Below are 21,930 nucleotides of genomic sequence, written 5' to 3'. Positions count from 1 at the left end.
AGTATAGCATGCGAATGAAGCGCCCGAAAGGTCTAAAACAAACAAAAACCCCGGCCTGTTCATGAGGCCGGGGCTCTTGTTGCTATTAAGCTTCTACTGCTGCGGCTACCGGAGCCAGATCAACTGGGTATACGCTAACTTTCTTGCGATCGCGTCCCCAACGTTCAAACTTAACGACGCCTTCTACCAAAGCGAAGAGCGTGTCGTCTTTACCGATGCCCACGTTATTGCCTGGGTGAATCTTAGTGCCGCGTTGGCGGAACAAGATGCTGCCAGCGGATACGACTTGACCGTCAGCGCGTTTAGCGCCAAGACGTTTCGAATGGCTGTCGCGACCGTTCTTTGTAGAACCTACGCCTTTTTTCGATGCGAAAAGCTGAAGATCTAATTTCAACATGGTGATTTCCTCCTTCTCTAAAGAAGTTGTTCGTGCATTATGACATATTTGTCGTATGATTGTGCGATATTGCCGAGCATAACGACCATCGATTCGAGCAACAGCTGTACTTTGTCGTCTGTGTCCTTATCCGACTGCTCCGGAATGTCTGACGATAGCCAGCCATTCTTCATCGAAGCCGGAAGCTCCACTTTCGCCAAAGCCTCGATAGCATTGACAGTACCGACCGATACGGCCGACACTCCGGCGCAGATAATATCCTTGCCGCGGTTTGCATATTTAGCGTGTCCTGAGATCGTAAATGATACAATCCGTCTGTCAGCGGCTCTCCGTACGAATGTAACAGATATCATAAGAAAGTCCTCTTACGCTTGGATTTTCTCGATTGTTACTTTCGTGAACGGTTGACGATGACCTTGCTTGCGGCGGTAGTTCTTTTTGGCTTTGTATTTGTAAACGATGATCTTTTGGCCTTTACCTTGTTTCTCGATTTTGCCAGAAACAGTAGCACCGGAAAGAACTGGAGTACCAGTTACCAGACCTTCGCTGTTAGATACTGCCAAGACACGATCAAACGTTACGCTTTCGCCTTCGTTTGCGTTCAGTTTTTCGATGTAGATTACATCGCCCTCTTGAACTTTGTATTGCTTGCCGCCAGTTTCGATAATTGCGAACATGTGTTGCACCTCCTTATTGTCGAAGACTCGCCTAATCCAGGTGGCAGGAGCAAAATGCATCCCACGCTTAAACCCAATTGGAGCGGTATCTGCATGTCCAAATATGAATATAAATGAGACATACCAGAACATTCTATCACAGATTACTTAATCGATCAACTATTGCCTATGAATTAACAGTAGTTCTTTTGCCGGTGCCACCGCATGCTGGGCAGCGCTCGCTTAGCTGCCTTGCAGCATTGTCACGCGCCTTACGTCTGGTCAGCTCCAGCAGACCAAGCCTTGTCCAGCCAAACACGGTGCATTTGGTCCGGTCCCTCTTCGCCCAATCCGACAGTCTTGCCATTACTTTCTCCTGATTGGATTCATTCTCCATATCAATAAAATCAATAACAATAATACCGCCGACATCACGTATTCGAAGCAGCCGGGCAATCTCGTCAGCCGCTTCCATGTTCGTCTTGAACACAGTGTCTTCCAGATCCGTTGCACCTGTATACTTAGCTGTATTGACATCAATAACCGTCAGTGCTTCCGTCTCATCCCATACGAGAGAGCCGCCACTCTCCAATCGGATTCGGTTTTGGAAGGCTGTCTCAAGCTGCTCTGTCACTCTAAATCGATCAAATAACGAAGACTTTTCTTTACGTGCATCAAATACCTTTAACCGGTCTGCAAGATGCGGTGTCATTTCCTGAATCAACGCTGCAGCCTCACTGTAACGGGAAGCATCATCAAGCCATACCTCGTCCATATCATCGGTTAGTGTATCTCTCACCGCACGTCTAAGCAGACCCGCTTCGCGATGCAGCTCAGCAGGGGCTTTCGCAGCTGCCGCCCGCTGCTCCACACTTATCCATAGCTGTCGAAGCTGCTCCACATCAGCACCAAGCGATTCTTCACATTCGCCTTCGGCTGCTGTACGCATGATGATGCCTTCTTCTTCCAGCCGAAGCCGTTCGCCAATCATCCGAATTCGCGAGCGTTCGCTTTCCGTCAGTATTTTTTTCGACACACCGACATAACCGGCTATCGGCATATAGACCAGCCACCGGCCCGGCAAGGTAAAGTGCGTCGTAACACGTGCTCCCTTACTTCCCATCGGTTCTTTCATGACTTGTACCACTAGCTCTTGACCCGGTTTGACAAGCTCCGTAATGGAAGGCTTTTGCTCCGGTTGTTTCTCCAAATGCGGATGCAGCAGATCATCTATGTATAGAAATGCATTTTTACCAAGACCAATATCAACAAAAGCGGCCTGCATGCCTGGCAGCACATTGACTACTCGTCCCTTATATACATTGCCGACCAATCCGCTGCTCTCCGACTGTTCCATATAAAAATCAATAAGCCGCCCGTTCAACAGCACGGCAGTCTGCAGCAGTTCTCTGTGTCCGTGCATTAACATCCGCTTCATTCCCGAACATCAACCGCCTTACGTTTTGTTTCTCGTCATCTACTCTATTCTACCACCAAGATACCTTAACGAAAAAGTGGTCTATTTTACCTCTATCGAAAAAGCTCGATAACGGCACGATTGGGATCGCGTTCAATCAGGAAGCGGTCCACTACCTCTTTTTCAGGAACAACCTTGACGATACGGCCTTCCAGCTCCATCAAATAAATAAGATGGTACTGTTCACGCCATAATAGACGCACGACACCAATAATTGGTTGCTTAATATTTACAATTATTGGTCGAGCCAACGACCCGCGGGAGATCGTCCGAACGGCAACTCGGTCACGATGCATAAGAAATCGAACGAAGAGATAAGGAATATTACGGTAATAGGTCCAATTCGTCAGCCATAAAAACAAACCTACAACAAGCAGATTGAGCTGGATCCCGTTACTCGGCCAAAAAGCGGTTGAGATTGCAAATCCAATCATCAGCGTGCTAAGAACGATACTGATGCGGGAAGTCCATTTCATCATGGAATAATAATTAAAACCATAACTGAAAGCAGCTTGCAGCAGCTTGCCGCCGTCAAGCGGATAGATAGGGAGAAGGTTAAATAAGCCGATCATTAGATTAGCCTTCCATACATAAGCCGCCCATTCCGGGTCCCACCAGCCAAGCTGGCCGCATCCCCAAGCAGCAAGTCCCATCCAGACGTTCTGAAGGGGTCCAGCAATGGCAATAAGGGCATCCTGCCCGGCAGGAATACTACCGGCATCCTCAATCTCCGCAACCCCGCCAAAGGGCAGGAGCTTCACTTCCCTTACACGGATGTCGAAGCTCCTTGCCACAACAACATGTCCAATCTCATGCACAAGAACGATTAGAAATAACGTGAAGAGCTCGGCGAAATAGCCCGTCATAACAGATCCAAGCATGACGAGTACGAACAGCGGATGAACGGACCAGCGAATGCCCTTCCATTTAATCAATCGGAATCACGCCCACGGGATCGACGTATTGGTCATTTTGCCTCACTGCAAAATAAAGCAGGCTCGGCTCCTCGAGTGCAGACTCATGAAGGGTACCTATCGTATCTCCAGCCTCTACCCAGTCATTTGGCTTAACCGTGGCCGCGCCAAGTTTGCCATAGACCGAGGAGCGGTCGTTTGCATGTTCTATGAGAACAGTAAAGCCTGTTCCATTCTCTGCTTCCGATACAACCAGTACCCTTCCCGTCTCGATCGCGGATACTTCTTCTTTCGACTTACCCGCAAGTTCGATCCCGTTAAGCATCTCCGCAAAAGTACGTACGATCGCGCCATCCGGGAGCGGAGAGACAATAGGCAGTTCAACCGCACCATTCGCGGATTCTGCCTCCTTCTGCTTCTGGTTAAAAATCGGTATAAAAGATGGAGCACCAGCGAACGTTTCCTTGTACCAGGTTGCGACTGCAGTAAAATCCATCTCATCCGTCAGCGCATTTTTTACAATGGTTTGTCCCTTCTGTGCGTACGGCGAATCATTATGAAATACACCCCATATCGCCGCGAATAGAACAACGGCGATAATGGCTTTCCATTTCAGTTCATTACGCAGAAATGGCCTGCGGCCATTGCCGTCATCATCCGAATCGTATGCTGGATATTCGGGTATAAAACGTCCATTCTTGCCATCGCCCGACTCCCAGCCAAGCCAAGGATTTGGATTGGTCTTCCACAGCTTCTCCGGATCCAGCTCATCTCCGCCTGCTTCCATGTGGTAAGGAGCAGGAAAAAGCTCCTCCTCATACCGGCGGTTTGGTCTGTCCTTAATTGGGCGGACTTTCCCCTGAAGCTTATTCTCCTGCTGCTGCCATATCTTAGCCTGCTTCTCCTGCAACTCCAGCAGCTGTTTAATTTTCTCCTGCCGCCGCTCTCGAACACTATCTTTTTTACTCATCGATTAGCCTCCTCTCACGCAAGGCAAGCCGGACGCCCTAACGCTGACCAAGCTCCTTTCTACATAAGTATGTGTACAGGCTGACAAGTATGCGGGGGACGGCATAATACAAAACGTCACAAGCTATGTCATTCCGCATTCGAATGTTCTTCCGATCGCTGTTGTCCCCGAATTTCTTCATTCCAATCCGCTTTAGCGGATGAAATTCGGAGGACAAATGCGAGCGCAAGTTTATGCTTTCGAGGTAGCTTTCTTTCAGAAAGCTTTTAGCTTCTCCAGAATCATTCGAGCTGCTCCATTTCGGCTTAGCCTAAAGGGGCAGAAAAAAAAGACCGAGCAGGTATATATCTGCTCGGTCATTGTGGTTTCCTTACGAGCTGGGCGAATAGCTTCAGCTCTTTTTGAGATGCAGGTTAAGGGCATGCGAAGCATTCAAATGATTCTGGAGAAACGTAGTGGTCGCTTTTGCTCGGGGATTCCAATCCTATTGGAATCGTTCAAGGAATCCCTGAGCAATGGCGATCGGAAGAACATTTGTATGCGCAGTATGCATCTAACAACCTGAAAATCAAAAAAGCTGGCCTATTCGGCCAGCTCGTATTTCTCTTGGTGGGCGTTGATACTAAATAAAATACCGATACAAAGCATGTTCAGCATGAGGGATGTACCGCCGTAGCTGATGAATGGAAGCGTAATACCGGTGATTGGCATAAGGCCGATCATCATCCCAATGTTTTGGAAGATCTGAAACACGTACATGGATGCTATACCGATGACAATAAACGAGGCTCGATTATCGTAACATCGGAAGGCGATCAAGATCATCCTGTATATCAGCAGGAAATATAAGAGCAGCAGGACCGCTGAGCCCTGGAAGCCAAATTCCTCCCCGATAACGACAAAGATCGAATCGGAATAAGGATACGGGATAAATTTCCCGTTAATCATATCGCCCTTCAAGTATCCGTCGCCGCTTAGTCCGCCGGAACCAATCGCAATCTTCGCATTTTCCGATTGATGCTTATCATCGCTTGATGCCTGACTTGGATCAAGGAACGTATTAATCCGCTTGTACCAGTGCTCTTTGTGATGATCCTTTAAATAATTCTCGATATCGGAATTGAACATCGTGAACAAGGATACAAACAAGACTACAGCTGCGATTACGGTCGTTAAGCCAACAAGTACATGCACATACTTGACGTTGCCAATCCACAGCATCCCAAGCACAATTACCAAATAAATAATCGCGTTGCCAAGATCAGGCTGAATCATTACGAGCAGGAACGGCAAAAAGGCAAAAGCAGCAATCGGAAGCAAATCCTCCGTAAAGGTTAAGCGATCACCTTGACGCCTGCCCATAATATAAGCAATGCCGATAATGATAATAATCTTCATAATCTCAGCAGGCTGAAATAAGAAGCCGCCCGGCAGCTTGAACCAACCGGACGCACCATTAATGTTAGCTCCAAAGAAAAAGACCGCTATAAGCAGCGCTATACCAATACCGTATAATATATACCAGCTTTTAAGCAAAATGCGATAATCGAATACCGTTGCCATTATAGCTATAATAAAACCAATTATATAATAGACGACTGTTTTCAGATCATAGTTGTGATAAATCGGGTTATTATGAGTAGCGCTTCTGATCAAAACGGTACTAATGCCCATTAAGCAAAGCAGAATCGCTATAATTCCCCAGTCTATTTTTTTTAGTTTGTTAAGCACAAGGCAATCATCCTATTCCAAGAAACTTGCGGAAGCGTTTGAAGGCCCCAGCCTTCTCATCAAGCAGCATAAGAGGAACCATATCACCAAGAATACGGCGAGCGATGTTTCGATAAGCAATCGCAGCACGCGAAGAAGGATCCATCACGGTTGGTTCGCCGGAGTTTGCTGCTTTGATAACCTTCTCGTCATCCGGTACGATTCCAAGCAAGTCGACAGCAAGCACCTGACAAATCTCATCAATATCCAGCATTTCGCCGTTTTTCACCATGTTTTGACGAATACGGTTAATAATAATTTTGGATGGAATCTGGTCTTTCTCGAGCAGTCCAATAACGCGGTCAGCATCGCGCACCGCTGCATTTTCCGGTGTCGTAACAACAATCGCCCGATCTGCGCCTGCAATTGCATTACGGAAACCATGTTCAATACCTGCTGGGCAATCAATGATGACGTAATCGAAATCTTTCTTGAGTTCGAGTACCATATCCTTGACTTGCTCCGGTGACACGTCCTGCTTATCCTTCGTTTGCGCAGCAGGAAGCATGTACAATTCTTCAAAACGTTTGTCCTTAATCAGAGCCTGGTTAAGGCGACAACGTCCTTCCGCTACATCAATCAAATCATAAATGATTCGATTCTCAAGTCCCATTACAACATCCAAATTACGCAATCCGATGTCGGTATCAACCATACAAACCTTTTTACCAAGCAAAGCAAGTGCTGTACCTAAATTAGCTGAGGTAGTCGTCTTGCCGACTCCGCCTTTGCCTGATGTAACAACAATCGCCTCTCCCATGCATGAACACCCCTTATACCTTAATCGGATTATTACGTAAACGGAATAATTGCGTTATCTTGTCAATCTGCATGCTTCCCTCATACAAATAAGCGAATTCCATGGCAGCGTCTCCGGACATCCATTCCTCCGGCGGGCGACTGATGACATCGGCAATTCGAAGCTGGGTTGGACGCATAAGCGAGGCGGCAATAATAACATCCGTTCGGCCGTTTACGCCCGCATGGGCGACACCTCTCAGTGCGCCCATCACGTAAATATCACCGCTGCATAAAATTGTGCCGCCTGGATTCAAATCGCCTGCAAGCAGCAGATCACCATCATGCTCTATCGTTTGACCGGATCGAACAATACCGGTGATAACATGCGGGCCTGTCGGAATCTGGTTTGCCATGTCCTGCGCCTCAAGCGCCGATTCAATCGACTGCACCATCAAATTCCCCTGCGAGCGGATAACCGATTTGATCCGTTCTTTATCATCTTCACCGAGCTGCCTTGCCCCCAGCTTCACATGTACGTGAACTAACGGGCCGGTAAGCAGCTGCTGATGCGTTTTCTCCAACTTATACTGCAGTTCGTCGAGCAAAACTGCGAATTCGCACTTATCGTCGAGAAGGAACACGAGACCTTCCTTGACACCTTTAATCATGATATGCTGCTTCTCGGTCACGTCTGCCCCTCCCCAACGTAATCCATTCTTTTCGCGATAAGCAAATTCCTGCTTTCTGCCAAGAAATTATTCTTCTTCTGTCTCCGGATTAAGCTTTGAGTGACTCTCATAGAGACGCCTTGCCGGAACATAAACCGCCAGTGCAAACACTAGCTGAAGGAATAAACTAGGTAGAATATGATCCATCAGTGCAAAAGCATAGGACTCGTTCGTAATTCGGAACACCATGTTCACGAAGTAAACGATTGTATCATACAGAATACTGCCTAGCCCTATAATCGATAAAGCCGTTAATAGCGTACTGCGACGCCGCTCCAGCAATACCCCCGTATAATATCCAATAAGTCCCATAGCAAAAGCATTAACGCCCATCAAATGTCCGAAGTACACGACATCCTGCAGAAATCCAAATCCAATTCCAAAAAGCAAAGCCCGGTGCCGACCGCTGTATAAAGCAGCAAACATAACAAACACAAATAAGAAATGAGGAACAATTCTTCCGGTTAGCTCTGTTGGAATAAGCCACGGCATAATGGTGCCTTCAACGATAAACAGCAGCAGCATGACAAGGATGAGACGGTTAATGCCTCTGTCACCCATTGTTATTCATCTCCCGAATTCGCAGGTTGGACGACGAATACTTCTGTCAAATGATCGAATTTAGCCGCCATCTTAATCGTAGCTGTATGTGTTAAGCCAAAATCTCCGACCTGTCTTGTCTCTACCGTACCAATAACGAGTCCACGCGGATAGACATTCCCTAAACCAGATGTAATAACAACATCATCTACGATCATTTTGTCGTTCTCTGCAATCTTTGTCATTACCAGGCGGTCTGTTTCTTGGTCATAGTTGCTCACAATACCAAAGGATTCATTCTCTCTGCCGAGAATGGTTGCTGCAATGGAATTCGATGTCGGCGAAGTTTCATCAAGTTCTGTAATTGGCGTTACCGTTGACGTGTAAGGACGTACATTACTAACAAGACCTACTAACCCGTCAATCGTTGTAACCGCCATATTAGGTTTAATGCCGTTCTTGGAGCCTAAGTTAATGACCATCGTATGATTGTAAGGATCATTATCGATTGCTGTGACTTGCGCTATTAAGTATTTATAATCATACATCGTTTTCTGTTGTTCCGTGAAATGAAGATCTTTTTGCAGCCGCTCATTCTCTTTCTTGACAAAATTATAATTAATTTTGTCCCGTGCGTAAGCAGCAGCTGTCAGACGGAGCTGTTCATTCTCTTCATGCAGCGTTTTGAGCTCACGAATGTCCTCAAAGAAGCCCGCTACTAATCCAGCGGGCTTGTAGAACCATTGCTGCGCGAATCCAACAGAATCTCCGAGAAACTTCTCGGGGTAGGTTAGCTCCTTGCGGTCGCTTAGTGAGAAACCGATAACCGCAATGAACAGGATTAATCCGATCATAAGCATAAATAACCGCTTATTTCTTAGCAGCTTAAACAGTTCAATTCACCTGCCCGTTCCATATCCAATTCCGTTACCGCTCTGGTTCTATTAACGTTTCGAGCGGGAAGATCCGCCTTTTTTGAACAAATGAATATGGTCAAGTGAACGACCAGTACCAATTGCTACACAATCAAGCGGGTTGTCTGCCACAATAACCGGCATACCAGTCTCGCGGGCCAGCAGCTTGTCCAGGTTACGAAGCAATGCGCCGCCGCCAGTCAATACAATACCACGGTCCATAATGTCTGCAGACAATTCCGGTGGACATTTCTCAAGCGTAATTTTCACCGCGTCAACGATTGAATTCACCGTATCCATCAGCGCTTCAGTAACTTCTTCCGATGTAATAGGCAACGTCTTCGGCAGACCTGTTACGAGGTCACGGCCACGAATTTCGATCGATTCCATAGGTTCCAGTGGAAGTGCTGTACCAATCTCCATCTTGAGCTGCTCGGATGTTCTTTCACCAATCATCAGATTATAGAAACGCTTGATATATTGGATAATCGCTTCATCCATTTCATCGCCTGCAACACGGATCGAACGGCTCGTTACGATACCGCCTAGCGAGATGACAGCTACCTCTGTTGTACCGCCGCCAATATCAACAACCATGCTGCCTGTTGGCTCCCATACCGGCAGATCAGCACCAATTGCTGCTGCAAACGGTTCTTCAATCGTATAAGCCTCACGAGCGCCTGCTTGTTTAGCAGCGTCTTCAACCGCACGTTTTTCTACCGCTGTAATACCAGACGGCACACAAATCATCACATTCGGATGCTTTGGAAACAACGATTTTTGCTTTTGTGCAGAACGAATAAAATATTTTATCATTGTTGCGGTTGTTTCGAAGTCAGCGATAACGCCGTCTTTCATCGGACGAACTGCCCGGATGTTGCCTGGCGTTCTGCCGATCATTTTCTTCGCTTGCTCGCCAACCGCTTCAATTGTTTTTGTGTCAGTCCGCAGAGCCACAACAGACGGCTCTCTTACGACAATCCCTTTACCTTTTACAAATACAAGCGTGTTTGCAGTACCCAAATCAATTCCCAAATCTTTCGAAAAACCACCAAACATGTTAATGCTCCCTTCTAATTGCGACAATCCTACTTATTATATTACATGTAGCCATGTTCCTTCAAACTGATAAACCTTCCATCCCCGATGACAAGATGATCCAGCACTTCGATCCCCATTAGTTCGCCTGCCTCGACTAATCGCTTCGTAAGAGCGATATCCTCCGGACTTGGCATTGGGTCTCCGCTTGGATGATTGTGTACACATATAATCGATGCGCTGCCAGCTTTTACAGCCGCACGAAATACTTCTCTTGGATGAACAAGTGACGCATTCAGTGTACCAATCGATAATGTTTCCCGGGCAATAATATGGTTCTTAGTATTCAGAAACAAACAGATGAAATGCTCCTTTTTCAAATATCGGAGCTCTTCCATCACATAGTTCGCAGCATCCTGCGGTTTACGTACCGTCACAACCTCGCCATTCCCGCTTCGAACAATGCGACGGCCTAGTTCAATTCCTGCACGCAGCTGGACTGCTTTCGCAGGTCCAATGCCTTTTATCGCAGTCAACTCACTCATGCTCATATCGAGCAAATTTCGCAAGTTTCCGCATTCTTTCAATATTTTACCAGCCAAATGTACAGCGGATTCCCGTTTCGTACCTGTACGAAGCAGGATCGCAAGCAATTCAGTATGACTAAGCGCTTCAGCCCCATATTGTATCATGCGTTCTCTTGGTCGCTCTTCATGGGGGACATTTCGTAATAAGTTGCCTTGCTCCATGTCCGTCCCTGCCTTCTCTTCCAAAATGAATGATATGGCATTACTTGGTGTTATGTCCAAATTAAGATCACTTCATGAAAAGTAAATTAGAAAACATGAATCTCATAATGAGCAAGCATGTCAGATAGCAGCGATAACGGTAAGCCAACAACATTAAAATAGCAGCCCTCGATCTTATCGACGAGTGTTGCTCCAAGTCCTTGAATGCCGTATGCACCCGCTTTATCATCGGGCTCACCTGTTGCAATATATCCTTTGAGTCCTTCATCCGACATCGGTTTCATATAAACCTTAGTCATCCTATGTGCGACAGTCGCAGTTCCGGTCTCGACAACGACACAAGCCACACCTGTATAAACTTCATGCTTTCGTCCCTGCAGGCTGCGGAGCATCGATAATGCATCATCCCGGTCCTTCGGCTTGCCCAGTACCTGGCCGTCAACAACGACAATTGTATCTGCACCAACAACAAGAGACGCCTCTGCTTCTTGGCGTTCTCTAAGCAGAGACGCAGTCGCATTTGCTTTACGCAAGCTCAACTGCTCAACAATATGTGCAGGCGACCATTCGGCAGGAACAGACTCATCAGCATCCGAAGACAAAATATAAACCGGCAAGGATAGGCCCAGGGATGCGACCAGTTCCTTCCGGCGCGGTGACGACGATGCCAGCACAAGCTGGCTGATCGGACGGATATTTACAGATTCATTCTTGCTCAAGTGTCTCATTTACTCCTTCATTTCCGGTTACACCGGGTAAGTACGGATTTACAATTTACGATACAACCATATAGCGGCTAAAGCGCCAATAATGCTGAATAAACTAATTTGAACATGCACATTCAGATCAAGGCTGAGTACATAGAGATCTACGGCGGGAGACCAAGTTGAATCAATTGTTTTGGTCAAAAAAGAGATTCCGGATACCGGCTCCAGCCAACGTGCAACAAGTGCACCCGCTAATAAGCCAAGCACGAGGAAAAGCAGTAAAATCCAGCCGTTTTTCTTCATTTTTCAACGCCTCTCGCCATTAATTGACACCTGTCTCCTATTATACTTAGGATCGATTTCGTTTACAATGCGTTGATTGGTTCATACCATTCTTTTTGTGTCACGATAGCTTCCATCAAGGCACCTTGAACAGCCCACAAATGCGATTGTGACGGCTTTTTATCGTATTCCTCGAGTGATTTGGCGGCTGTATTCATAGATTGAATTAATTTTATGAGAAATGCCTTTCCTGCCTCATCCTGAACGCCGGCCTGCATCGCTTTTACGCTTTCTGTCCATTTCTGATGCTCGGCCTGCCAGGCATTGGCAGCCGCAGAGCCAAGAGGTGATAGACTTGGCTGCTCGAGCTGTGTCAGAGATAGCTCATCAAGCATACTAATCAGACTGATTGTGTTGTTTAAAAAAGTATCTGCCGCCTTCGCATCTCCGGCAAACGGAAACTGCTGCGGTACCTGGACATCAACTTGCTTAATATAAACAGGCAGGTCTTCCCCAATATCTTTGGTGAGCGTAATTGCACGGGCACGATCGATGGCCATCCCCGCATATACCCGGTAATCAGTAGCTGTCTTCATCCCTGCTGCCGCCAGGCCCTTATCTGTCAATTCCTTAATGGCAGCATCTCTGCCCTCCGTATTGCTGAATACCCCATACTGCAGCAATTGATAGGACTGTGTTGGGATCGTCAGCTTCACGGTTTTCTGTCCAGACGCATTATTAACTGCCGAACCCGATGTACCACCATTCGTGTTTGTTGATTTATCCCCGCTTGGCGCTGCACTTGGATTATTGCTCACGGAGCCGTTAACTGGATTGGCCAGGTTATTCGAGCCTTTTGTTTGATCAGGTGAATTTGTAAACAACGAGAGCAGCAGATAGCCGAATAAAGCACCAGTTGCTAATGCGCCAGCTACCGAGAGAAACACCTTAATCCAAGACGGTGGTGTAGAATATCGCTGTACAGGTCTTGACCAGCGCTTGGCAGACTTGTTGTCCAGCTCAAGCTCAGGGTAAAAGGAATCGTCATCTAGCTCCTCCCACTGGTTCATCATCGGATGTACGTCTGGTGCCAGCCCTTCCGGCTTCATCTGTGGCTTCATCTCCGATTGCGGCTTAGACTCAGATTCAACACGTTGCCGCGGATGCCACTGCCCCTTTTTCTTCGGTTGGCTGATAGGCTCCTGCACAAGCTGGGCAACTGGATATACCTCTTGAGCAGGGCTCTCTACTGGTTTCTTCACTGGAGTCGAAACCGACTTACGGTCTGTTTCACGAATCAGATCTTCAAGAGCAATAATATCTTCTTGAAACGGACTAATCCAAGGACTAAACGGACTTTCCCCGTTCTCATATTCGGTATTGGAATATAACGGTACAATTTTGGAAGGTGTGCTGCTCTTGCCTTGATCCCGAGCAGGGACTTGCTGCGGCACCGAGTTACTGTCCTTACGGCTGTTTTCTTCTACGGTCTGGCCAGTACGATCAAATCGGTAGGTAATCCGGTTATTCTTGTTCATGTCATTCTCTCCTTGTCCCATTCTTCTATTCCTACTCTATGAGACTTTTAAGAGATTTATGATAGATTTGGTCCGAACAAAAAAACGCCCTGAAAAGCCTCCTTCGAGGTTTTCAGGGCGTTCTTCGCCTACGTTTTATACTTTTGCCTTCAACGTTTTCGCAAGCGCATCCGCTGTCTTCCAAATATCGCCCGCTCCCATTGTAATGACGAGATCACCTGGAGCAACTTTAGCAGTTAAATGCTCCAGCACCTCTTCTTTTGTAGGGATATATAACGTATTGGCATTACTGTTTGTCTTAATCATATCAACAAGCTTCCGTGAATGGACGCCTTCGATTTGCTGTTCGCCTGCCGGCGAGTAGATATCCGTTATAATTACCTCATCTGCTTCCGGGAATGCCCGGCTGAATTGTTCAAGCAGGAAGAAGGTCCGCGTATAACGCTGCGGCTGGAACACGGCGATAATCCGTTTTCCTGTTGCTTTAGCCGCGCTGATTGTCGCTTGGATCTCTGTTGGGTGATGCGCATAATCATCAATAACCAAGATATCATTCACTTCGCCCAGCACCTGGAACCGGCGTTTCGCACCAATGAACTCATGAATAGCTTCCGCAATGTTTGCGAAAGTCAATCCTGCTTCAAGGCAAGTAATAACCGTAGCCATCGCATTATAAACGTTGTGAAGTCCTGGGACTGATAATTGAATTGTACCAAGCGCTGTACCACGCTTACTCATCTCAAACGCTACTTTACGATCACCAAGACGGATATTTTCCGCTTTGTACTCCGCATCGCTGTTAACGCCATACGTAATCAGCTTGGACGTTGTATCGCTGTCAAGCTTAGGCAGCAGCTCGGTGATCGTTTCGTCGTCCGCACACACTATCGCTTTACCGCCAGACTTTACCTGAGACAGGAATGTAACATACGCAGCCTTCAGCTTGCCAAAGTCACCATCATAATTCTCCAGATGATCAGGCTCAATGTTTGTAACGATTGCAATGCTTGGGTGATACTGCAAGAATGATCCGTCGCTTTCATCTGCTTCCGCCACGACATACTCGCCTTTACCTGCTTTAGCGTTCGTTCCCACGTTAACAATCTCGCCGCCGATAATATACGTTGGATCAGCTTTGCATTTCTCCATGACGAGAGCAATCATAGAAGATGTTGTTGTCTTCCCATGCGCTCCGGCAACAGCAACGCCTTTGCCAGCATTCATGAGCCGCGCAAGCATCTGAGCACGATGCAGCACCGGAATATTAAGTTCTTCCGCTGCTTTCCGTTCTACATTGTCTTTGGAGAGTGCTGTCGAGTAAACGACAAGATCGGCACCCTTTACATGATCCGCCTCATGGCCGATATAGATTTGCGCGCCTTTAGCCGCAAGCTTCTCCGTCAGTTCCTGACGGGCCACATCGGAACCGGTAATTTTATAACCCATTTCAAGCATAACGCGGGCGATCGCGCTCATGCCGTAACCGCCGATTCCGATGAAATGAACATGTTCTGCCGTATTCAAAGACGGTTCACCAACCTTTTTCAGAATCCGAGTTGTACAATATGCGGGAGCGAACGTCACCTATTAAATAAAGCGTACCAGTGACCACCCCAAGGTCTGTTTCCCCGGTCATTTGTTGCAATTTGCGGAGGCCTTCGCGCCAATCCTTCTCCACGATAAGCTCAAAGGAATGCTCCTCCGATTTCTCTTCGCGGACAAGATCGGCAAGAAGTTCCGCATCAAGTTTGCTGCGGAAATCAGGCTCGGTCACGATAAGCGTATCCACTATTGGTAGTATATGCTTTAGAACATCACGATGATTCTTATTCTCCACCATCGCCATCATGACATGAAGCCGATCATATCGATACGTCGAGCGAAGTGTCTCTACAAGCGATGCCGCGCCCTCCGGATTATGCGCGCCGTCGATAAGAATACGCGGCGATTGTGATACAATCTCCAGTCGTCCAGGCCATTCAGCCGTGCGCAGTCCCTCTGCGAGAGCGTCATCTTCTAGGATTAAAGCGTAGTACTGACGGAGCACCTCAAGAGTCATTACCGCAACGGCAGCATTAGTCCGTTGATGACCACCATTAAGTGTTATCGTTAATGGGTCAATCGCTCGGAACATGCCTTCAAAGCGGAAAACCTGTTCATCTTCCTTACTGGACAGCTCTTTGATGTTAAACTGCTCGCCAATAAGATAAAGTGTACTTTTCTTCTCTTTTGCCGTCCGTTTTACGACTTCAATCACTTCTGGCTGATCAACTGCACTAATTACAGGAACACCGGCCTTAATGATACCTGCCTTCTCGTTAGCGACTGCTTCCAGTGTATTGCCGAGACGATCCATATGGTCATGACCAACATTTGTAATGACCGAAACAATAGGCGTAACAATATTCGTAACATCCATTCTACCGCCAAGGCCGGTCTCCCATACTACAAAGTCCGGATAAGTAACCGTGGCATAGAAAAGAATAGCCAGTGCTGTCGACACTTCAAACATCGTTGGAGAGCCAAGCTCAGTCGCTGCAATCTCTTCAACATGCGGCTTAAGCGTATTTGCAAGATTAAGAAGAGTCTCTTCTTCAATATCTTGGCCGTTATATTGGAATCGGTTCGTGAACTTCGTAATGTATGGCGAAGTAAACGTCCCCACATCATAACCGCATTTTAACAATACACTCGTTAAGTAAGCACAAGTCGAGCCCTTGCCGTTAGTACCGGCAATATGAATAAATTTGAGTCTGCGCTGCGGATTATGAAGCCGCTCCAGCAGAAGCTCGATACGATCAAGTCCCGGACGGATTCCGAACGGGATAAGCCCGTTGATCCAATCGACCGCTTCTTTATAGGAACGAAGCATACCGCTTCGTTCCATTTCTATCCCGTTATCGATCATAAATAAACGTCCTTCTTCCATCAGATCATTAGCTGCGTAATTCCGCGATTCTTGCAAGCACCTTGTCGCGTTTGTCAGCATAGTCCATCATTTTAGCACGTTCTTCTTCAATTACTTTAGCAGGCGCTTTCGCTACAAAACCTTCGTTATTAAGCTTCTTCTCCACACGCTCTACTTCGGAGTTAAGTGTAGCAACCTCTTTCTCGAGGCGTGTAATCTCTTGCGAAATATCGATCAAGCCGGCAAGCGGAAGATAAAGTTCAGCACCAGTAACGATCGCGGTCATCGCTTTGTCAGGAGCAGTAATTGCAACACCTGTCTCCAGCAATGAAGTACCACAGAAGCGTCTTACGAATTCTTCGTTGCGGCTGACGATAACAGCCTCCGCTTCTCCTGAAGGCTTGATCAGCAGTTCTACCTTTTTACTCATCGGCACATTTACTTCTGCACGAACGTTACGCACCGCACGAATGATATCCATCAGCAGTTCCATTTCTTTCACTGCTTCAGGAGCTTCAAGCGCTTCGTCATACACTGGCCATGCTGCAACCGTAATAGATTCGCCGTCATGCGGCAGATGCTGCCAGATCTCTTCACTGATATATGGCATAAACGGATGGATCAGGCGCTGCGTACGGTCAAGCACATAAGCGAGTACCGATTGTGTCGCGCGTTTTGCCTGCTCATCTGTACCATAAAGGTTCAGCTTCGCAAACTCGATGTACCAGTCACAAAGATCATCCCAAATGAAGTTATAGAGAATTCTGCCTGTTTCGCCAAATTCATAGCTGTCAATCAGACGAGTTACTTCACGTACCGTTTCATTCAAACGATGAAGAATCCAGCGCTCTGCCGTACCAAGATTGCTCTTGATATCGATATCCGCAGCCGAGAAACCTTCCAGGTTCATTAACGCAAAGCGTGAAGCATTCCAAATCTTGTTTGCAAAGTTGCGTGCTTGCTCGACCTTCTCAAGACGGAAACGCAAATCCTGCCCTGGCGTACTGCTAGTCGAGATCATGTAACGCATGGCATCTGCACCATAATTCTCGATAACATCAAGCGGGTCAATACCGTTGCCAAGCGACTTGGACATTTTGCGGCCTTCAGCATCACGAACAAGACCATGCATTAATACATCCTTGAATGGAATTTGATCCGTGAACTTAAGGGCTGTAAAGATCATACGCGCTACCCAGAAATAAACGATATCATAACCCGTTACGAGAACATTGGTCGGGTAATAACGTTTGAAGTCTTCCGTTTCTTCCGGCCAGCCAAGTGTCGAGAACGGCCACAGCCCGGAGCTGAACCATGTATCCAGAACATCTTCATCCTGACGGAGCGATGTGCTACCACAAGCTGAGCATGCAGTTACATCTTCAAGGGCAACATGCATTTCCCCGCAAGACTCGCAATACCAAGCCGGAATACGGTGACCCCACCATAGTTGACGGGAAATACACCAATCGCGGACATTCTCGATCCAGTTCAAATAAATTTTTTCGAAGCGATCTGGTACAAAGTTGACACCATTGCCAGCCTTCTGTGCTTCAATAGCACGCTCAGCAAGTGGCTTCATGGCCACGAACCATTGTGTCGACAAGTAAGGCTCAACTACTGCGCCGCTGCGCTCGCTATGGCCGACTTGATGGACATGATCCTCAATTCGGATACAAACGCCTTGCTCCTGCAGATCTTTCACAAGCTGTTTACGACAGTCTGCACGATCCAGACCTTGATAAGGACCGGCATGTTCATTCATTGTGCCTGTCTCATCCATAACAATAATTTGCGGCAGATCATGACGAAGACCAACCTCGAAGTCATTAGGATCATGTGCAGGCGTAATCTTAACCGCGCCGGATCCAAAGTCACTCTCTACGTATTCATCAGCAATGATCGGAATTTCACGGTTAACAACCGGCAATACGATCATTTGGCCAATCAGATGCTTGTAACGCTCGTCTTCCGGATGAACAGCTACAGCTGTATCACCAAGCATCGTCTCCGGACGAGTTGTTGCAACGGTAATATGCCCGCTGCCGTCTTTGAGAGGATATTGCAGATGGTACAGATGACCATTCAGTTCTTTATGCTCAACTTCAATATCGGACAAAGCTGTCCGTGCAGCTGGATCCCAGTTAATGATTTTTTTGCCGCGGTAGATCAGACCTTTCTCATGCAAACGAACGAATACTTCACGAACTGCCTTGGACAAGCCTTCATCCAATGTAAAACGTTCGCGAGAGTAGTCCAGAGACAGTCCCATCTTGCCCCACTGTTCACGGATTGTGTTCGCATAAAGCTCTTTCCAATCCCATACTTGCTCTAGGAATTTCTCACGGCCAAGGTCATAACGGCTTAATCCTTGCTCGCGCAGCTTCTGTTCCACCTTGGTTTGAGTTGCGATACCCGCGTGATCGGTACCAGGCAGCCAGAGTGTATCAAAGCCCTGCATCCGTTTCGTACGAATAATAATATCCTGAAGGGTAAAATCGAGCGCATGCCCGATATGCAGCATCCCTGTTACGTTCGGCGGCGGAATTACAATGGTGAATGGTTCTGCTTCCGGGCGCTGGCCCGCCTTGAAAAATTGACCCTGCTGCCAGAAATCATACCATTTCTGCTCGGCAGCCTTCGGATCATAAGTCGTCGGCATCGTTGTCTTGTCTGACATCTTTACATCCTCCTAAAATGAATTGCCATACCAAAGGTAAACCATTAACCATTGTGGTAATTCATGCTCGTAAGCATTTGCTCTAAAAAAATTGTGAATACAATTTCACTTCGTAAGCATTACCACTCTTGTCATTGCTTGGATAGAAATACAAAAAAACCTTCCGCCCTTATAGCAAAGGACGAAAGGTTATCTTCCGTGGTACCACCTTTGTTCCGCGCTCAGAAAATAAGCACGGCACTCAAACAGATAACGGCTGTGGCCGGCTCGAAATAACGGAAACCGCTTCATTCAAGCAACTCCGGGGCGACAAGCATAGCAGTAAATTCCTGCGGCACCTTTCAGCGTTACAGTCCCGCTCTCTGAAGGCTTGGCTGCTAACTCTTCCCCTTCAACGTCAACATATGTTGAAAAAAATCAGATATAGCATATTTTATCCAAGATGTCCTCGAAAGTCAACTTGTGACTACGCCTATTAGTGACCCATCATCATTGGCATTTCTGCTTTTTCTGCATCTTTGCCAACCGCACGCTTAGGCTTCGACAGCAGGAAACCTACCAAAGTACCCACAACACCAACGATCGTTAAGATCAGGAACGTGTCGCCATAGGAAGCTGAAGCAATATGCGACGCAATAGCTGGTGTAATGTCAGCAGGATTCGTAATGCCTTCCGACGCCATATAATGCTCCGTGCGCCGAGCCAGAATCGTTGCTAGGCCAGCTACCGCAAAGGAAGTCATAACCTGCTGGGCAGCACTTGTAAGGGATGTAACACGACCAACCAGTTCAGGAGGTGCTGCTTGAATAATATGTGTATTAAGCGGCATCATCGAAAGGCCCATACCCGCTCCAAGCAAAATCAAAGGAAGAATATAAGTGCCTACTGTTGCATCGGCCGAAATATTAGAAAGCAGGAATGCGCCAATCGTGACAATCGCAAGACCACTCATAACAAGCGGACGAGCACCAATCTTGTCAAACAGTTTCCCGCCAATAGGCATAAAGATCGCAGCTGCCAATGCTTGCGGAAGCAAGATCAAGCCCGTATCAAGAGCGGAGTAACCTTTCGCTGTTTGCAAGAACAACGGGAACAGGAACAAGGTACCAAAGAGAGCAATTTGCGAAACCCATTGAACAACAATACCTTTGGAGAAATCCGGGGATTTGAATACACGAAGTTCCAGCAAAGGCTGCTTACGGTTCAATTCAACGATAATAAAGATAATAAGGGACACGCCGCCAACAATTAGACCAGTCAACGTTTTCGTAGAGCCCCAGTCAGTACCGCCTTCACTTACACCGTATGCAAGACCTGCAAAGGCAAGTGGTGCAAAGATCATACCAAGAAGATCAAGCTGTGGAACGGATTGGCGTGCCAAAGCCGGCAATGTACGAAGACCAAGGAAGACCGCTACCGCACCAACAGGGATATTGATAATAAAAATCCAGTGCCAAGTTACGTAGTCAACAAGCCAGCCGGCAAGTACTGGTCCAAGTGCAGGAGCAAGCAGCATAGGAATACCGATCATGCCCATTACCGCACCTTGTTTGCCCGGAGGGCTTAAGCGATAAGTAAATGCCATTGCGATTGGAGCAACCATACCACCGCCAAGGCCWTGAATAATACGATAAATAATCAATTGCTCAGCATTAGTCGCGAGCGCACACAACGCAGAACCAATTGTGAATAAAACGATTGAAGTCAAATAAATCTGCTTCGCTCCAAAGCGGTCGGATAACCAACCAGCCAGTGGAATAACGGCTGCTTGTGCAAGTGCATAGCCCGTAACGGTCCATTGCACGAGCGACAGAGACGCTCCTCCAAAATCGTCACGCAGCTTAGGAATCGCTACGTTCATTGCCGTACCATCAAGAATAACCATGAACATACCCACAATGATAGCCAGAAGCGGCACCATAATGGATTTGATAGACATGGAGCTGTTTGTTGCATTTACTTCAGTCATTAATTTCTCTCCTCCTAAATTATACTTCTATCTGTATCTAGCCTTACGGCGTCTTGACCTATTTATGAAGCAGCAGTAAAATGGGTTAGGTGCAAGCCGACTGCGGACAATTGTCCGATAACGTATGATACCGGACAATTGTCCGGTTGTCAATACAGCCTTGCTCTGTTTATTTTTTCTTAATAATTTGCATGAAATGGAGGGTGCGCGCATGACCGATAAAAAGAAGGACTCGCAAGAGGTAAGCAAGATGATTTTGCAAACCGCCAGGTCCCTTTTCGCCGAACACGGCGTCGAAGCAGTCAGCATGCACCAAATTGCTAAATCTACTCAGATTGGACAAGGTACGCTGTATCGGCGTTATGCAAATAAATCCGACTTATGTATGGATCTAATGAATGATATATTCGAGAGCTTGATAGAGGAAATCACTATCATGCTCGAATCCATGAAGGAGCTGACGGTTCAGCAAAGACTGACCTCCGTTTTTCGGCGTCTGCTGTATTTTTCTAATGAACAGCTGGTTTGGCTTAATGTCATTAAGATCAGCAAGCCCTGCAAGCCGGATGATATGAACTTTTTTGAAAGTCCAAACTATTTACAATTGAACAGCATCTATATCGCCCTGCTAGAAGAAGCTCTGAGCAAAAACGAGATTATCCCACTCACTCCTGAATTTACGGCACATACGCTGATCAGTGCGATGGCTCCGGAATCACTGATCTACTACTCCAGGGTTCTGGGCTACTCGATCGAACAAATCGCTGATAATTATTGCGGAACATTCATTAACCCGCTATTCACGCGGTAATACGTATATCAACTAGAGGAATGATTACGGAAGAGGTGGCAAATTTGTCACCTCTTTTATTTGTATTGGAGGGGGAAGTCCGTTCGCTTCACGGCTAACGAATCTTTATCACTCTAATTGCTGAAATAGGATAGGTTTGAT

At 47.0% G+C, this 21,930-nt stretch carries 21 protein-coding genes and 1 other annotated feature; of the genes, 1 reads left to right on the top strand and 20 read right to left on the bottom strand.

What is annotated here, in order from left to right; all coding sequences use genetic code 11:
- Positions 1-85: 85 nt before the first annotated feature.
- The 20 genes from rpmA to AB4Y93_RS09995 form a co-directional block, all read right to left on the bottom strand.
- Positions 86-397 carry a 50S ribosomal protein L27 gene (gene rpmA, locus AB4Y93_RS10090; protein ID WP_167280168.1) on the bottom strand — a complete coding sequence of 104 codons (312 nt, stop codon included), beginning with the start codon at positions 395-397 and terminating at the stop codon, positions 86-88.
- Between the two features lie 17 nt (positions 398-414).
- Positions 415-750, bottom strand: coding sequence for a ribosomal-processing cysteine protease Prp (locus tag AB4Y93_RS10085; protein WP_441891434.1), 336 nt, complete (start codon positions 748-750; stop codon positions 415-417).
- Positions 751-762: 12 nt separating this feature from the next.
- Positions 763-1,074, bottom strand: coding sequence for a 50S ribosomal protein L21 (rplU, locus tag AB4Y93_RS10080; RefSeq protein ID WP_167280170.1), 312 nt, complete (start codon positions 1,072-1,074; stop codon positions 763-765).
- Positions 1,075-1,240: 166 nt separating this feature from the next.
- Complete coding sequence (locus AB4Y93_RS10075) at positions 1,241-2,491, bottom strand: Rne/Rng family ribonuclease (RefSeq protein WP_441891432.1); 1,251 nt, start codon at positions 2,489-2,491, stop codon at positions 1,241-1,243.
- 92 nt (positions 2,492-2,583) lie between these two features.
- A complete protein-coding gene (locus AB4Y93_RS10070) occupies positions 2,584-3,465 on the bottom strand; it encodes a M50 family metallopeptidase (protein ID WP_441891430.1) in 882 nt (293 codons plus the stop codon).
- On the bottom strand, positions 3,458-4,414 hold the full coding sequence (locus tag AB4Y93_RS10065; RefSeq protein ID WP_441891428.1) for a peptidoglycan DD-metalloendopeptidase family protein: 957 nt from the start codon (positions 4,412-4,414) through the stop codon (positions 3,458-3,460). Before AB4Y93_RS10065 ends, AB4Y93_RS10070 begins: the two co-directional genes overlap by 8 nt.
- A gap of 582 nt (positions 4,415-4,996) precedes the next feature.
- Positions 4,997-6,145, bottom strand: a complete 1,149-nt coding sequence (locus AB4Y93_RS10060; RefSeq protein ID WP_441891426.1) for an FtsW/RodA/SpoVE family cell cycle protein — start codon at positions 6,143-6,145, stop codon at positions 4,997-4,999.
- Between the two features lie 7 nt (positions 6,146-6,152).
- A complete protein-coding gene (minD, locus tag AB4Y93_RS10055; protein ID WP_167280174.1) occupies positions 6,153-6,944 on the bottom strand; it encodes a septum site-determining protein MinD in 792 nt (263 codons plus the stop codon).
- Positions 6,945-6,957: 13 nt separating this feature from the next.
- Complete coding sequence (gene minC, locus AB4Y93_RS10050; RefSeq protein ID WP_441891423.1) at positions 6,958-7,614, bottom strand: septum site-determining protein MinC; 657 nt, start codon at positions 7,612-7,614, stop codon at positions 6,958-6,960.
- 66 nt (positions 7,615-7,680) lie between these two features.
- A complete protein-coding gene (mreD, locus tag AB4Y93_RS10045) occupies positions 7,681-8,214 on the bottom strand; it encodes a rod shape-determining protein MreD (RefSeq protein WP_167280175.1) in 534 nt (177 codons plus the stop codon).
- Positions 8,215-8,216: 2 nt separating this feature from the next.
- Positions 8,217-9,053, bottom strand: coding sequence for a rod shape-determining protein MreC (gene mreC / locus AB4Y93_RS10040; RefSeq protein WP_441891421.1), 837 nt, complete (start codon positions 9,051-9,053; stop codon positions 8,217-8,219).
- 84 nt (positions 9,054-9,137) lie between these two features.
- Positions 9,138-10,166 carry a rod shape-determining protein gene (locus tag AB4Y93_RS10035; protein WP_441891419.1) on the bottom strand — a complete coding sequence of 343 codons (1,029 nt, stop codon included), beginning with the start codon at positions 10,164-10,166 and terminating at the stop codon, positions 9,138-9,140.
- Between the two features lie 41 nt (positions 10,167-10,207).
- Positions 10,208-10,894 (bottom strand): RadC family protein, encoded by a 687-nt coding sequence (gene radC, locus AB4Y93_RS10030; protein ID WP_167280178.1) that lies wholly within the window; start codon positions 10,892-10,894, stop codon positions 10,208-10,210.
- A gap of 86 nt (positions 10,895-10,980) precedes the next feature.
- Positions 10,981-11,622 carry a Maf family protein gene (locus tag AB4Y93_RS10025; RefSeq protein WP_441891417.1) on the bottom strand — a complete coding sequence of 214 codons (642 nt, stop codon included), beginning with the start codon at positions 11,620-11,622 and terminating at the stop codon, positions 10,981-10,983.
- Between the two features lie 39 nt (positions 11,623-11,661).
- Positions 11,662-11,904, bottom strand: a complete 243-nt coding sequence (locus AB4Y93_RS10020; RefSeq protein WP_441891415.1) for a DUF4321 domain-containing protein — start codon at positions 11,902-11,904, stop codon at positions 11,662-11,664.
- A 62-nt stretch (positions 11,905-11,966) separates the two neighbouring features.
- Entirely contained in the window at positions 11,967-13,421 is a 1,455-nt protein-coding gene (locus tag AB4Y93_RS10015; RefSeq protein WP_441891413.1) for a hypothetical protein, read from the bottom strand.
- Between the two features lie 135 nt (positions 13,422-13,556).
- Positions 13,557-14,945: a UDP-N-acetylmuramate--L-alanine ligase gene (gene murC / locus AB4Y93_RS10010; protein WP_441891411.1), complete on the bottom strand. Its 1,389-nt coding sequence runs from the start codon at positions 14,943-14,945 to the stop codon at positions 13,557-13,559.
- Between the two features lie 7 nt (positions 14,946-14,952).
- On the bottom strand, positions 14,953-16,329 hold the full coding sequence (locus tag AB4Y93_RS10005; protein ID WP_441891625.1) for a bifunctional folylpolyglutamate synthase/dihydrofolate synthase: 1,377 nt from the start codon (positions 16,327-16,329) through the stop codon (positions 14,953-14,955).
- Between the two features lie 28 nt (positions 16,330-16,357).
- Positions 16,358-19,009 (bottom strand): valine--tRNA ligase, encoded by a 2,652-nt coding sequence (locus AB4Y93_RS10000; protein WP_441891409.1) that lies wholly within the window; start codon positions 19,007-19,009, stop codon positions 16,358-16,360.
- Positions 19,010-19,183: 174 nt separating this feature from the next.
- Positions 19,184-19,413, bottom strand: a binding site (T-box leader).
- 71 nt (positions 19,414-19,484) lie between these two features.
- On the bottom strand, positions 19,485-20,978 hold the full coding sequence (locus AB4Y93_RS09995) for an MDR family MFS transporter (protein WP_441891407.1): 1,494 nt from the start codon (positions 20,976-20,978) through the stop codon (positions 19,485-19,487).
- A 211-nt stretch (positions 20,979-21,189) separates the two neighbouring features.
- Here AB4Y93_RS09995 and AB4Y93_RS09990 point away from each other — a divergent pair, with 211 nt between their 5' ends.
- Positions 21,190-21,789, top strand: a complete 600-nt coding sequence (locus AB4Y93_RS09990) for a TetR/AcrR family transcriptional regulator (RefSeq protein ID WP_441891405.1) — start codon at positions 21,190-21,192, stop codon at positions 21,787-21,789.
- The last annotated feature ends 141 nt before the right edge of the window (positions 21,790-21,930 follow it).

It is taken from the genome of Paenibacillus sp. YAF4_2, assembly GCF_052113225.1.
GTDB lineage: Bacteria > Bacillota > Bacilli > Paenibacillales > Paenibacillaceae > Pristimantibacillus.
Note: the sequence above shows the minus strand (reverse complement) of the source record. Positions and strands in the feature narration are given on the sequence as shown.